12 protein-coding genes are annotated in these 13043 nt (G+C 72.1%); 3 read left to right on the forward strand and 9 right to left on the reverse strand.

The annotated features are described in order from the left end of the window. Window position 1 precedes the first annotated feature (1 nt). Both ACLJQZ_RS21945 and ACLJQZ_RS21950 read left to right on the forward strand, forming a co-directional pair. Window positions 2–553 carry a SigE family RNA polymerase sigma factor gene (locus ACLJQZ_RS21945; protein WP_410621776.1) on the forward strand — a complete coding sequence of 184 codons (552 nt, stop codon included), beginning with the start codon at window positions 2–4 and terminating at the stop codon, window positions 551–553. A 5-nt stretch (window positions 554–558) separates the two neighbouring features. Beyond that, window positions 559–1044 (forward strand): hypothetical protein, encoded by a 486-nt coding sequence (locus ACLJQZ_RS21950; protein ID WP_410621777.1) that lies wholly within the window; start codon window positions 559–561, stop codon window positions 1042–1044. A gap of 68 nt (window positions 1045–1112) precedes the next feature. On the opposite strand, the gene ACLJQZ_RS21955 is transcribed toward ACLJQZ_RS21950, so the two are convergent. Continuing rightward, on the reverse strand, window positions 1113–2489 hold the full coding sequence (locus ACLJQZ_RS21955; protein ID WP_410621778.1) for an MFS transporter: 1377 nt from the start codon (window positions 2487–2489) through the stop codon (window positions 1113–1115). A 201-nt stretch (window positions 2490–2690) separates the two neighbouring features. Here ACLJQZ_RS21955 and ACLJQZ_RS21960 point away from each other — a divergent pair, with 201 nt between their 5' ends. Beyond that, window positions 2691–3278 (forward strand): PaaI family thioesterase, encoded by a 588-nt coding sequence (locus ACLJQZ_RS21960; protein WP_410621779.1) that lies wholly within the window; start codon window positions 2691–2693, stop codon window positions 3276–3278. A 103-nt stretch (window positions 3279–3381) separates the two neighbouring features. On the opposite strand, the gene ACLJQZ_RS21965 is transcribed toward ACLJQZ_RS21960, so the two are convergent. The 8 genes from ACLJQZ_RS21965 to ACLJQZ_RS22000 form a co-directional block, all read right to left on the reverse strand. Next, window positions 3382–6102 carry a tetratricopeptide repeat protein gene (locus ACLJQZ_RS21965; protein ID WP_410621780.1) on the reverse strand — a complete coding sequence of 907 codons (2721 nt, stop codon included), beginning with the start codon at window positions 6100–6102 and terminating at the stop codon, window positions 3382–3384. 55 nt (window positions 6103–6157) lie between these two features. Then, window positions 6158–7078, reverse strand: a complete 921-nt coding sequence (locus ACLJQZ_RS21970; protein ID WP_410621820.1) for a glutamate ABC transporter substrate-binding protein — start codon at window positions 7076–7078, stop codon at window positions 6158–6160. Between the two features lie 47 nt (window positions 7079–7125). Beyond that, a complete protein-coding gene (locus tag ACLJQZ_RS21975) occupies window positions 7126–8556 on the reverse strand; it encodes a hypothetical protein (RefSeq protein WP_410621781.1) in 1431 nt (476 codons plus the stop codon). A gap of 95 nt (window positions 8557–8651) precedes the next feature. Further along, a complete protein-coding gene (locus ACLJQZ_RS21980) occupies window positions 8652–9290 on the reverse strand; it encodes a response regulator (RefSeq protein WP_410621782.1) in 639 nt (212 codons plus the stop codon). Then, a complete protein-coding gene (locus tag ACLJQZ_RS21985) occupies window positions 9287–10408 on the reverse strand; it encodes a sensor histidine kinase (RefSeq protein ID WP_410621783.1) in 1122 nt (373 codons plus the stop codon). The genes ACLJQZ_RS21980 and ACLJQZ_RS21985 overlap by 4 nt, the downstream gene beginning before the upstream one ends. Before the next feature lie 10 nt (window positions 10409–10418). Further along, window positions 10419–10598, reverse strand: coding sequence for a hypothetical protein (locus ACLJQZ_RS21990; protein ID WP_410621784.1), 180 nt, complete (start codon window positions 10596–10598; stop codon window positions 10419–10421). A gap of 65 nt (window positions 10599–10663) precedes the next feature. Further along, the gene (locus ACLJQZ_RS21995; protein ID WP_410621785.1) at window positions 10664–11932 is read right to left on the reverse strand and encodes a GAF domain-containing protein; all 1269 of its coding nucleotides are present in this window, start codon (window positions 11930–11932) and stop codon (window positions 10664–10666) included. 112 nt (window positions 11933–12044) lie between these two features. Further along, window positions 12045–13043 carry an alpha-ketoacid dehydrogenase subunit beta gene (locus ACLJQZ_RS22000; protein ID WP_410621786.1) on the reverse strand — a complete coding sequence of 333 codons (999 nt, stop codon included), beginning with the start codon at window positions 13041–13043 and terminating at the stop codon, window positions 12045–12047.

Consider the following 13043-nt stretch of genomic DNA (forward strand, 5'->3'; position numbering starts at 1 on the left):
GGTGATCTCCCGCTCCCGTCCGTCGACCGGGCCGGGCTCGCCGTGGGACGGCGAGTTCGCCCGGTACTTCGGCGAGCGCGCGCACAGCCTCCGGTCCACGGCGTACCTGCTCTGCGGTGACTGGCACCAAGCCGAAGACCTCACGCAGGCGGCCCTGATCAAGCTGTACCTCGCGTGGCCGAGGCTGTCGCGCCACGACACCCTGGACGCCTACGCCCGCAAGGTCGTGCTGCGCACGTTCCTCGCCGAGCACCGGCGCAGCAGGTGGAAACGGGAGCGGCTCACCGACACCCTGCCGGAGCTCCCGGCGGAAGCCGGGAGCGAGCAGGACACGCTGGTCCGGCAGGCTTTGGCCGTGCTGGGCCCCAAGCAACGCGCCGTGCTGGTGCTGCGGTACTTCGAGGACCTGAGCGTCGAGGAGACGGCGCAGGCGCTCGGCTGCAGCACCGGCACGGTGAAGAGCCAGGCCTCCCGGGGCCTGGCCACCCTGCGCAACCGGCTCGGCCCGCACTACACCGCGCTGACGTTCAGCGCACCCACGGAGGGGAGGTGACGAACATGGACCCCGAAGACGACGTCCGCGTGATCCTGACCGGCGCGACCGGTGACACGCCGCCGATGCGGCTCGAGGCCGCCGACGTGATCGAACGCGGGAGCCGGATCCGGCGGCGGCGCAAGCGGCTGGCGGTCGTGGGCACCTCGACCGCGACGGCGGTGATCCTCGCGGTGGCCGGTTTCCTGGCCGGCCACCGCCTCGGACCGCCGGACCCGGTGCAGCCCGCCGACCCCGGCCTGTCCACGATCGGCACCACCGCTCCCCCGTCACCGCTGCCGATGCCGTCCCAGGAGGAGGTGCCGGCGACGTCGATCGCGCCGCCGGAGGCCCAGCCGGGCCGCTCGGTGCCGAGCACACAGCGGCCGTCGAGCCCGCCGGTCGCCGCGACCACCCGGAAGACGAAGCAGCCCTCGTCGGTCCCGCTGCCGCCGCCGTCCGCGAACCCGACCGAGACGGCGCCGGAAGCACCGCGGACGACGTCTCGCTGACCCGCAACGCACGTGTGCCCCGCCCGGTGATCCGGACGGGGCACACGCATTACGAGGCGCGGGACCGCTCAACGCTGAGCGGACGCGCCGGTCAGGGACTTGCCGCCCCCGCTGTCCTCGGTGTCGATCTGCTCGATCGGCACCTGCGACGTCTCCGGGATCCTGATGATCGGGATGATCGCGATCAGGGCCGCCGCCATCAGGTAGTACGCCGGCCAGTCCGGGTTGCCGGTGCTCTGGATCAGCGCCGTCACGATGACACCGCAGGTACCACCGAACAGTGACGTCGAGATGTTGTAGCCGATCGCGAACGAGCCGTACCGGACGCGGGTCGGGAACATCGCCGGGAACGTCGAACCGATCACGGCGAGCATCAGCACCAGCAGGATCGCCACGATCAGGAACCCGACGAACAGCCACAGGATGCTGCCGGACTGCATCAGCTTGAGCGACGGCCAGCTCAGCACCAGGAACCCGATGGCCGCGGTGAGCAGCAGCGGCTTCCGGCCGATCTTGTCGGACAGCGCGCCGAGCGGCACGATGATCGCCATCTGCAGGACCTCGACCGCGATGATGATCAGCGTCGACGTGTTGTCGTTGATCTTCAGCGTTTCCGTGAAGTACGTCGGCATCGTGGTCAGCAGCAGGTAGTCCGCGACGTTCAGCAGCAGCACGATGCCGATCAGGTTGAGGATCATCCGCCAGTTGCGGGTGAAGATCTCCTTGAGCGGCGCCTTCCGCGGCTTCTCGCCCGAGGCCTCCAGCCGGCGGAACTCGGGGGTGTCCTCGAGCTTGTTCCGCAGGTAGAGCCCGACCAGGCCCAGCGGCAGCGCGACGAAGAACGGGATCCGCCAGCCCCAGGCGTCGACCTGGTCGGCCGACAGCGAGAGCGTCACGGCGAGCACCACGAGGTTGCCGAGCACGTACCCGGCGAGCGTCCCCAGTTCGAGGAAGCTGCCGAAGAAGCCACGGCGTTTCGTCGGCGAGTACTCGGCGATGAACGTCGCCGCGCCGCCGTACTCACCGCCGGTGGAGAAGCCCTGGATGATGCGCAGGAGCAGGATCGCGATCGGGGCCGCGATGCCCATGCTGTAGCCGCCGGAGTACGTCGGCAGGACGCCCACCAGGAACGTGCAGCCCGACATCAGCAGGATCGTGATGGCCAGGACCTTCTGGCGGCCGATCTTGTCCCCGAGCGGGCCGAAGAACGCCCCGCCGAACGGCCGCACGATGAACCCGACCGCGAGCAGCGCCAGTGACTTGAGCACGGCGTTGCCGTCGCCGGGGAAGAACTCCGAGCCGATGCTGACGGCGATCGCGCCCGAGGTGAAGACGCCGTAGTCGTACCACTCGGTGGCGTTGCCCATCGCGGACGCCCACACGGCGCGCTTGACGGTTCTCTCGTCCACTTCCGGTTTGCCCGTCGTAGCTGCTGGTTCGCTCATGCCGGCGACGACCTCCTCCGTAGCGTGCCCGTTGGGCCGTTCGAGCTCATCCAGCCAGTCTCGACCGGTTGCCGCAGGTCGGCAGTCTGAGCCGGGGAATCTCTACGGTGGGGAACTTTCCGGCTACCGAGAGGTATAGGTTGCCCGGTCACGTCGCGGGCCGGACGAAGCGGACGACTACCCGCGAGTTAACGTCAGCGCATGAGTCGTGTTTCTCAACCCTGGCCGCCGGTACCGGTGGAGCCGGCGATCCCGCACCCCAAGGCTCCGGAACCCGGCACCGAGCTGGGCGTGCACTTCGGCGAGTGCTTCGGCTGCGGTGACGAGGCCGACGCCGGGCTGCACCTGCGCTCGACCGTCGGTGAGGGCCAGGTCGTGCACTCGCGGTTCACCGTCACCGCGGCCCACCAGGGCGCGCCCGGGCTCGCCCACGGCGGCCTCCTGGCCTGCGCGTTCGACGAGGCGCTCGGCTCGACGGTGGGCAACCTGATGCGCCGCCCGGCGGTCACCGGGAAGCTGGAGACGGACTTCCGCCGTCCGGTGCCGGTCGGCTCGACGCTGTTCATCACGGCGCACCTCGACGGCATCGCCGGCCGCAAGATCTACGTCAGCGCGGACGGCCGCCTCGACACCGAGGACGGCCCGATCGCGGTGAGCGCCCGCGCGCTGTTCATCGTGGTGGGCTTCGACCACTTCTCCAACCACGGCGACCCGCAGGCGCTGGAGAAGCTGGCCGCGCAGCACGAGAAGAACCAGCGCGAACGCGGCGACTGGGAGATCAACCCCTGACGCGCGTCACTCTCCCAGAGAAAGTGGCCCGTACGTATCTTTCCCTACGAAAGTGACGCCTTCCGGGGCCCGCGGACGCATCTTTCCCTATGAAAGTGACGCGTCAGGTGAGGGTGCGGGGGCGGATGGCGTTCGCCTTGTCCACCAGCTCCACGCGCTGCTCGACCGTCGCCGCCAGGCGGGCCAGGGCCCGGTAGCAGCGCTCCAGGCCGAAGCGCAGCTCACGCTCGTCCAGCGGGCAGCCCAGCACCCGCGCTCCCGGCGTCGGCGGGCCCTGGCGAGGGCCGCGAAGCCACTCGTACGCGGCTTCGAGCACCCCCGCCGACAGGCTCGTGCGGCGCTCGGCGTCCAGGCGGAGACGCTCCAGCCGGGCCGACGCGTCGAGCAGGTCGTGCTCGGCGACCAGGGCCTCCTTGCCCGCCGCCCGGGTCGCGGTCGTCTTGATCTTGATCGCCGCGACCTGCGCGTCGACGTAGTGCGTCGACGACGACGGCACCATCTCGAGCACCTCGACCGCGCTGGTCCGCGCGCCCTGCGCGAGGTAGACCCGGGCCAAGCCGAACGCGGCGCTGACGTAGCTGCGGTCCGTGCGCCAGACCAGCTCGTAGAACCGCGCGGCCGCGAAGTAGTCGCCGACGCCTTCGGCGCTGACGCCCAGCGCCAGCTTCGGCGCGATCTCGCCCGGCAGGTCGTCGTACACGGCTTCGAACGCGACGTGCGCGACGCGCGAGCGGCCGCCCGCCAGCTCGATCAGGCCGCGGTACCAGTCGATCCGCCAGTCGTGCGGGAAGCCGTTCTTGATGGCCAGGTACTGCGCCGCCTGCAGCTGCCGCTGCGCCTCGGACAGCTCGCCCAGCTCGATCCGGGCGCGGACGATCCGCAGCCGCACCTCGATCGACTCCCGCGGCGCACCGGCCAGCGCTTCGATCGCGCCACGCGGTTCGAGCGACGTCGTCGTGGCGAGCACGCCCGCCGCCGGGTCGTCCGTGTCGACCTGCGGGATCGGCAGGCCGGCGACGACCTCGGCCGCGCCGGGCAGCGGCACGCTGCCGCCGGCCTCCGGCACCACCAGCTGCACGCCGAACGTGCGGCTCTCCGGGCCGAACACCGTGGACGCGCCGGGCCGCGGCTTGCCGGTGCCGAGTGCCATGATCTCGCGCAGCACACCGGTGAGCTGGTCGGCCATCTCCTCCGCGGAGAGGAACCGCCGGTCCGGGTCGGCGTGTGTCGCGCGCTTCAGGAACCGGTGGTACGAACCGAACAACGCGAACAGCGGGACCGCGTCCGACCCGGGCAGCGTCGTCTTGAACTTGCTCGTGTAGCCGGTGAACTCGAAGCTCAGCACGGCGAGCGTGCGCCCGACGGTGAACAGGTCCGACGCGATCGACGCGCCCTGCGTCGCCAGTTCCGGCGCGCTGTAACCGGTCGTGAAGAACAGCGGGCTCTCGTAGTCGTCGAGCCGCCGGACCGCGCCCAGGTCGATCAGCTTCAGCTGCTCGTTGGTCTGGATCACGTTGTCCGGCTTGAGGTCGCAGTACAGCAGGCCCTGACTGTGCAGGTATCCCATGGCGGGCAGGATCTCCAGCCCGTACGCGAGCACCTGGCCGATCGGCAGCGGCTCCGGGCGCCGGCTTTCCCGGTGGTGCGCCAGCGCGAGCTGCCGCAGCGACTGGCCGCCGATGTACTCCATCACGATGTAGCCGACGGTCGTGCCGCTCTGGCGGTCCGGGTGCTGCACGAAGTTGTGGATCTTGACGATGTTCGGGTGCTCGACCTCGGCCAGGAAGCGCTGCTCGTTGGCCGCGGCCGCCATCGCCGTCGCGTCGCCGGTGTCGATCAGTCCTTTGAGGACGACCCAGCGGTCGGACACGTTGTGGTCCTGTGCCAGGTAGATCCAGCCCAGGCCGCCGTACGCGATCGCGCCGAGGACCTCGTACTGCCCACCGACCAGCTCGTTCGGCTGCAGCTTCGGCACGAACGAGAACGGTGTGCCGCAGTTCTCGCACTTTCCTTCCGCCGCACCGGGTTTCCCGCCGCTGGTGCCGCGCCCGACCTTCGCGCTGCAGCTGCCGCAGAAGCGCTTTTCCTCCGACACCATCGGGTTCGTCAGCACGGCGGACGCCGGGTCGCGCGCCGGGACCGGCGGGACCTCGACCAGGCCGGCGCCGAGCCGGCCGCGGCGCGAGCGGGACGTCCGCGACGACGTCCGCCGCGAAGTGCCGGGGAACGGTCCGGAGCCGGAAACCGCGCCGCTGCCACTGCCGGTTCCGGTACCAGTGCCCGTTCCGGTGCCTGTGTGCCGGCCGTCGCTGCTGCGCTCGGGCAGCACGCTCTCGGTGCCCGGGTCCGGCAACGCGCCCGGCCCGGACTCCGGCCGCGGGGCCGGCGGCATGATGCTCTGGGTCTCCGGGGTCGGCACCGCGAGCACGCTCGTCGGCTGCGGCGCGTTCGGATCCACCCGGACGGCCTGCGTCGGCTCCACCGAAGGCGCGACGGGCGGCGCGACCTGCGGCGTGCCGGGAGACGGGGTCACCGGGCTCATCCGGCCCGGCGGCCGGGTCGGGTCGTCCGCGCCCGGGATCTGCCCGCGCACGAAGGAGGACGACTGGCCACGCGGCGGTGTCGGCGCTGTCGGCGGACGCCGGACCGGCGCGTGGAAGACGGTGCGCTCGGCGGCGGGCGGTTCGGTGTCGTCGAGGCGGCCGGAGATCGACGGCTCCGGCGTCTCCCACCGCACCGGTGGCGGCGGCTGCCAGCTCGGCGCGGCCACCTGCGGCTCGTCGTCCGGCGCGGCGTGCCGAGGACGGCGCGGCTCCTCCGACACTGCTACCTCCCAGATCCCCGACGACGTACGAGGACCGATCCTAGCCGCGAGCGGCTCACTGGTACTGCGGCGACGGCGGCGACGCCGGCCCCAGCGAGGGCTCCACCCATTTGCGGTAGCTGTCCTGCCAGGCGCCGCTGTTGCGGATGTTGTCGAGCACGGCGTTGACGTACTTGACCATGTCCGTGTTGTCCTTCGGCACGCCGATGCCGTAGTCCTCTTCGGTGAACTGGTCGCCCACGACCTGCAGCGTCGGGTCCTGCGCGGCCATCCCGGCGAGGATGGTGTCGTCGGTCGAGACGGCTTCGACCTGGCCCTGCTGGAGCATCACCAGGCAGTCCGACCAGTTGTCCACCGACACCGGCACCGGCTTCGCGGGGTCCGTCGCGATCTTCGCCAGCGACGTCGACTTCTTCGTCGCGCACACCCGCTTGCCGCTCAGGTCGGCCAGCTTGGTCACCTTCGACTCCTTGGTGACGAGGATCCGCTGACCGGCCTTGTAGTACACGGAGGAGAACTGCACCTTCGCCTTGCGCGCGCAGGTGATGCTGTAGGTCCGGACCACGATGTCGACCTGGCCCTGCGTCAGGACGTCTTCGCGCTGCGACGACGGGATCGCGCGGAACTGCACGCGCCCTTCCGGCGCGCCGAAGATCGCCCGGGCGATCTCGTTGACCATGTCGATGTCGAAGCCCTCGATGTTGCCCGTGGTGGGGTTACGGAACCCGAACAGGTACGTGGTCTGGTCGACGCCGGCGATCAGCTTCCCGCGTTCCTTGATGTTCGCCATGGTCGAGCCGTCGGCGATGGACGTCCCGCTCGGCGCGAGGCTGGCCTGCGGGTTGCAGCTGGTGTCGGTGCCGCCGCCGGCCGTCGAGTCCGGGCCGCCGACGTGCGCGGGCTGCGGCCAGGCCGCGTTGCTCACCGGCGCCGGGTCGACCGATTTCCCGGGGCTCCCGCAGGCCGCCGTCAGCATCGCGACGACCGCGAGCACGCCGATCCGGACCGTGTAACCCCGCCTGCTCACCGGTACTCCCTCAGTCGCTCCCGGATTCCCATGGTGGCCCCCGCCGCGGCGACGATCGCCAGCACGGCCAGGCCCGGCGCGAGGAACGTCAGCGCGCTGCCGCCGCCGTGGGTGCTGTCGAGGAACTCCTGCCGCCCGACGTCGATCGCGTCCTGGAGGGCGTCGTCGAGCCGCCGGAACGCCGGGGCCGAGCCGTCGGTCTTGTCCTCCAGCACGGCGAAGTCGACGGCTTCCTGGTACTGCCCGGAGTCGTCCTGGGACCGGACCGTCTTGTGCGCCTTGAACCAGTCGTTCGCGGCCTTCGTCGCGTCGACGACCTTCGCGGCGCCGTCGCCGTCGGAAATCAGGCTGCGGGCTTCGCCGAGCAGGCCACCCTGGCCGTCGGTCCCGGCCAGCTGGACGGCGTTGGTGCCGAAGTCCTTTTCGTAGGCCGCGCCGTCGCCGCGGGCGACCAGCGTCAGCGTCTCGTCCGCGCGGGCCTGCAGCGCGGCGATCCGCGCACGCACCAGGACGTCGACGCGGTGCGAGCCGTCGTCCTGCCCGGCGCCGACCAGGCTGCCCTGCACGACCAGCGCGACCGCGCCCCACAGCAGCGACAGCACGACCGCGACCGTCGCGACGACGAGCCCGACGTTCAGCAGCCGGTTCGTCCGCCGCGTCAGGTAGATCTGGGCGACGACGAGCGCGGCGAGCAGCGCGACCACCAGGATCGTGGCGAGCCACGGGAAGCCGGTGGCGCTGTCCTGCTCCTCGATCAGCTTCTCGGTGTCGACGCGGTAGAGGTCCTGGGCGGCGGGCAGGATCTTCGCCCGCATCAGCTCGGACGCCTCGCGCAGGTAGGACGCGCCGACCGGGTAGCCGAGCCGGTTGTTCGACCGCGCCGTCTCGACCAGGCCGGTGTACACGGGCAGCTGCTGGTTGAGGACGTCGACCGGGCCGGCGGCGTCGGCGACGTCACCGGAGTCCGAAGCGGCCTTCGCGAGCGCCGCCCCGGCCTCGGCGATGTCACGCTCGTAGCGCTGGCGGAGTTCGGGCGGCTCGGTGCCGATGGAGAGGAACGCGCTCGCCGCGGTCGCGTCCGCGTCGGACAGCGAGCGGTAGACCTGCTGGGACGCGGCGGCGAGGGGTTCGCGGTGGTCGATGACGCCGGTGATCGTGTCGTCGCGGTTCTGCACCGAGAGCGTCGCGACGAGCCCGGCGACCAGGGCCAGCAGCACCAGCCCGACGGCGATGACGGTGAGCCGGCCGGGGGTGGTCGCGGCGGACCGGATGATCGCGCGTATCCCCTGGCCAGGCAGGTCCAGCAGGCCCAGGAAGCCGCTGCGGCCCCCGGCCCGGTCGCGGCCCTCCGGCGCCGGCGGTGGCTTCGGCGGCGCGGGTCCGGACGCGGGCGCCGGGGGACCCGGCGCCGTCGCAGTGCTGGTCATCCCCGATTCCTCCCCATGAGCCGTACCCGCAGAAAGGTAGCCGAGTCGCCGTGCGCGCAGTCACCGGCACCGCCCGCTGTCATCAGCACGTGATCTCAGAGTCGGTGAGCGAGCGCATAGCGGACGGCCTCCGCGCGGTGCCGGGCGCCGATCTTCGCGAAGGCGTTGTTGATGTGGGTTTTCACGGTCGCTTCGCCGATGAACAGCTCGCGCGCGATCTCCGCGTTGGTCAGGCCCCGCGCGATCAGCCCGAGGACTTCGGCTTCGCGGGCGGTCAGGCCGTCCGGCAGCTCGGCTTTGGCACGCGTCGCGGGCCGGCCGTCGAGCGCGGCGACGAGCCGGTCGGAGACCGCGGCGGTGAAGATCGCCTGCCCGGCGGCCGCGGATCGCAGCGCGGCGGCGATCTCGGTGCGGCCGGCGTCCTTGGTCAGATAGCCGCGGGCCCCGGCGCGCAACGCGTCCGCGATCGACGTGTCGTCGGCGTACGTCGTCAGCACGACGACGGCGGTGCCGGGGTGGTCGCGCCGGATCAGCCGGGTCGCGGCGACGCCGTCCAGCTCCGGCATCCGCAGGTCCATCAGCACGACGTCGGCGGGGTGCGTGACCAGCGTTTCGACGGCTTCGCGGCCGTTGCCCGCCGAGGCCACGACCGTGATGTCGTCGAGCAGGCCGAGCAGCGCGACCAGGCCTTCGCGGACGGCCTGCTGGTCGTCCGCCACGACCACCCTGATCAACTCCGCACCTCCGCGAGCACGCGCCACCGGCCGTCTTCCGGGCCCGACGCCAGGGTGCCACCGGCGAGCGCGAGCCGCTCGCGCATCCCGGCCAGCCCGAAACCTTCACCTGTTCGAGTGAAGTCCCTCGTCTTGTTGACGACGTCGAGCCGCACGACGCCTGGTTCGTACGTCAACCGCATCCGGACGTCCGCACCGGGCGCGTGCTTGCCCGCGTTCGTCAGCGCTTCGCGCGCGGTGCCGACCAGCGCGACGACGGCCGCCGACGGCAACGGCCGGGACGCGCCTTCAGCGGCGAAAGCCACGGAAACCCCGTGGTCACGGGCGTGCGCGGCCGCCACCGCGGCGAGCGCGTCGGCCAGCGGCAGGACGTCCCGGCGGAGCGCGGCGACGGCGTCGCGGGCTTCAGCCAGGCCGTCGTTGGCGAGCCGCCGGGACCGCCGGACGGTCGTGAGCGCACCGTCCACATCGGACTTCTCGGCCAGCAGCACCTCGGCCAGTTCGAGCTGGACGCCCAGCGCCCCCAGCGAATGCGCCAGGACGTCGTGCAGCTCGCGCGCGATCCGGGTGCGTTCGTCGAGCGCGGCGGCGCGGGAGTGCTCGGCCTGCGCGAGCCGCGTCTGCTCCAGCAGCGCTTCCGCCTGTTTCGCCTGCACTTCGTACTGCCGCCGGTTGAGCCCCAGCAGCACGAGCAGGAGCATCACGCCCAGGTCGACGAGCCCGAGGCCCCTCCCGGCGACGGCGTACGACGTCACCGCCAGCAGGACGTCGGCCACACCGACGGCGACGATCGCGGCGACGCCCACCGTGACCAGCGTGGCGAGCCGGCCCAGCGCCACGACGGACAGGACGATCGCGGACGAGTCCCCGGCCCACCCGAGCACGGCCGCCGGCACCGCACTGGCCACCGCGAGCAGCACCGCCGCCGTCCGCGGCAACCGGTACGCCAGGACGACGAACCCGAGCCAGCACGCGGCGGAGACGCCGTAACAGGCCCAGATCCGCGCGTCCGGCTCGCGCGCCGTCAGCAGCGTCGCCGCGATGAAGAGCGTGCCGAGCGCCTGCACCACCAGCCAGCTGGGCGCGATGGTGTCCGGCAGCAACGGCCGCTTCGGCAACGCTCCCCCTCTACTTGTGGGACAGGCTGGTGATCAGCTCGACGAGGATCAGCCGGTAGGCGATGAACGCCACCAGCACGACGACGCCGATCACGGCCAGTCCGAGCACGGTCTTCCCGGTCATCTTTCCCCCACGGTTGTGTTCCGTCGCCTTGGCGATGGCCAGGCGGATGAGATCCGACTTGTTCATGGCGCTGACGCTACGAACGAACCGGGGTGGACCGGGACCGTCGGCGGGTGGAGCCGGGGTGGAGTTCAGCCGCGGATGGCCGGGGCGAGCGAGTGCGGCAGCACGGCTTCGGCGTTGTCCGGCCGCCGGACCAGCACCTCGACGTCGTCGGCGAAGCGGTAGGGCTTCGCGCCGAGGATGCCGCCGAAGTGCCGGCGCAACCGGGACATCTCGGCGCGGACGGTGACCGTGCGGCCGGCGTCGCCGAACAGGTCCAGCGACAGCTCGGACGCCGAGCGGCCGTCGCGGCGGCTGGCCAGCACGTACAGCATCTCGGCGTGGCGCGGGCTGAGCCGGTGCGTCCAGGTCCCGGCGCCGCCCGAGACGGTCAGCTCGGGCTCGCGCGCCGACCGGACGTCCAGGACGACGCGGGTGGCCGGCGCGGTCTCGGCGTCGGACTCGGTGAGCCGGATCAGCCAGCCGCCCGGCACCGGTTCGACCGCGACGGTGCCGTACGCGGGGAGCCACGCCCGGCCCGGCGCGAGGCCGGCCGGCAGGGCGATCCGGTCGACCGGCGCGAGCCCGGCGGCCGCGGCGACCCAGCCGTGCTCGTCGGCCACGACGGCCGGCTCGCCGACCTTCGCGAGCACCGGGACGGCGAAGCCGCGAAGCCGTTCCAGCTCGGTGAGGTGGGTGGTGCGCAGCTGCGTCTCCGCCAACCGTGTCACGGCGTCGACCAGCGCCAACGTCGACGCGTGGACGGTCGGGGCCGGGCCGGAGAGGTCGACGACGCCGAGCAGCCGGCCGTCGCGCGGGTCGTGCAGCGGCGCGGCGGCGCACGTCCAGAAGTGCTGGGACCGGACGTAGTGCTCGGCGGAATACACCTGCATCGCGCGGCGCGCGACCAGTGCGGTGCCGATCGCGTTGGTGCCGACGGCCTCTTCCCGCCAGTCGGCGCCTTCGACGAACCCGAGCCGGTCGGCGTGACGGCTGACCGCGGTGCTGCCGTCGCGCCAGAGCACCGCGCCGTCCGCGTCGACGATGACCATGATGTGCGCGGCCTGCTCGGCGAGGCTGATCAGCCCGCCCCGCAGCGTCGGCATGGCCTGGACCAGGCCACTCGTGCGGCGACGGGCTTCCAGCTGCTCGAAAGTCAGCACGGGCGCCGTGGCCCGGCCCTCCGGATCGACGCCGAGCTTGCGCATCCGTTGCCAGGACGCGTGGATCACCGGCCGCAGCCGCGCGGGCAGCGCCCGGCCGGCCACCGCCGCTTCGTGCACCTGGGCGAGGGCGCGTGCATGCTGCCGGGGGTCGGCCCCGGCCGGCAACGCTGCCTCGAGGTCCCGTTGACCCAAACCGCCGCTCCTCGCGCTCGACCGGCCCCAGTGTGCCGTTTCGATCCCGTGATCGGTAGGTGGGGACGATCTCGCCGTTCAGGTCTTGCCCTCGGCGGCCGCGGTCTCCCGGCTACCCCGCGCCCCCGCCGTCGAGTCCACTGTGGACGGCAGGCGAGCTGCGGCGGTACTCCACAACCGCCTTCGCGGCGTTGAGGACCTTCTGCGCGTCCGGGATGTAGAGGTCTTCGAGCGCGTCGGAGAACGGCACCGGCGTGTGCGGCGGCGTCACCATCTCGATCGGCGCCCGCAGCGCGCCGAACGCCTCCTTCGCGACCAGCGCGGAGATGTCCGTCGCGAGGTTGCAGCGCGGCGAGGCCTCGTCGACGACGACCAGCCGGCCGGTGCGCCCGACGCTCGCCAGGATCGTTCCGGTGTCGAGCGGGCTGGTGGTGCGCGGGTCGATGACCTCGGCTTCCACGCCGGTCGCGGCCAGCTCGCCCGCGGCCTGCCGGGCCATCGCGACCATCCGGCCGATCGCCACGATCGTCACGTCGCCGCCTTCGCGGACGACGTTCGCCTGGCCGAACGGGATCGTGTAGCTGTCCTCCGGCACCTCGCCGCTGGTCTCGTAGAGCGCCCGGTGCTCGCAGAAGACCACCGGGTCGTCGTCCCGGATCGACCGGATGAGCAGGCCTTTCGCCTCGTACGGGCTCGACGGCACGACGACCTTGAGGCCGGGGATGTGCGTGAAGATCGGGTACAGGCACTGGGAATGCTGAGCCGCGGCCCGCAGCCCGGCGCCGTACACCGTGCGGATCACCACCGGCGTGCGCGCGTTGCCGCCGAACATGTACCGGAACTTCGCCGCCTGGTTGAAGATCTGGTCGATGCAGGCGCCCATGAAGTCGATGGACACCAGCTCCGCGACCGGCCGCTGCCCGCGCGTCGCGGCACCGATGGCCGCGCCGACGAACGCCGACTCGGAGGCCGGCGTGTCCAGGACACGCCCCGGGAAGAGCCCCTGCGCGGCGCCGGGAGCGCCACCGAGCACGATGACCGACTCGTCGCGGGCCATCTCCTGCGCGAGCGCCTCGTCGATCGCCTCGCGGTAGCTGATCGTGCGGGTCAC

This window comes from Amycolatopsis sp. cmx-8-4, assembly GCF_046548675.1.
Taxonomy (GTDB): Bacteria; Actinomycetota; Actinomycetes; order Mycobacteriales; family Pseudonocardiaceae; genus Amycolatopsis.